Source organism: Collinsella sp. CLA-ER-H11 (assembly GCF_040092445.1).
Lineage (GTDB): Bacteria > Actinomycetota > Coriobacteriia > Coriobacteriales > Coriobacteriaceae > Collinsella.
On the sequence record NZ_JBBNLN010000037.1, the window covers coordinates 1 to 735 of the forward strand.

Annotated in this window: 2 protein-coding genes; both read left to right on the forward strand. The window is 66.3% G+C overall.

Annotated features, from left to right (window positions below; genetic code table 11):
* A partial coding sequence (locus AAAX35_RS09610; RefSeq protein WP_270251903.1) for a PTS sugar transporter subunit IIC occupies window positions 1-224 on the forward strand: 224 nt, incomplete at its 5' end.
* Window positions 205-735 (forward strand): PTS system mannose/fructose/sorbose family transporter subunit IID (locus AAAX35_RS09615; RefSeq protein WP_349117462.1); only part of this gene is annotated, 531 nt, incomplete at its 3' end. The genes AAAX35_RS09610 and AAAX35_RS09615, both read left to right, overlap by 20 nt.

A 735-nucleotide genomic window follows, 5' to 3' on the forward strand; every position in this document is an offset into this window, starting at 1 on the left:
TCCTGCCTGCCATGGGCTTCGCCATGCTCGGCCGCCTGGTGCTCACCAAGCAGCTCGTGCCCTTCTACTTCCTGGGCTTCCTGCTGTGCTCCTACGCCAACGTGCCCGTCCTGGGCGTCGCCCTGATCGCCATCATCATCGGCATCGACAAGTTCGACCTGCTCGGCCTGGGCGGAGCCCAGCCCCAGCTCTCCGCGGAAGGGGATGAGGACGATGACTTCTAGTCCCGAGAACAAGATCACGCGCTCCGACCTCGTCAAGAGCGCCGTCAACGTCGGCGCCCTGGGCATGGAGTTCTCCTGGACCTACTACAAGCAGATGAACATCGCCTTCTGCCTGATGGTCGCCAACATGCTCAAGAAGATCTACGCCGGCCGCCCCGACGACTACGCCGCGGCCCTGCACCGCCACTGCGCGTTCTTCAACATCACCGTCCAGTTCGCCCCGTTCGTCGGCGGCATCGCGATGGCCATGGAGGAGAAGGTCGCCCGCGGCGAGATCGAGCCCGAGAGCGTCAACGACGTCAAGGCCGCCCTCATGGGCCCGCTGTCCGGCATCGGCGACTCCATCTTCCTGTCGACGCTGCGCGTGGTCGCCGCCGCGGTGGGCATCAGCCTGTGCCAGGCCGGCAACCCCTTCGGCCCCATCGCCTTCCTGCTCATCTACAACGTCCCCGGCTTCGCGCTGCGCATCTGGGGCGCCGTCAAGGGCTACGAGCTGGGCGTGGGCTTCCTG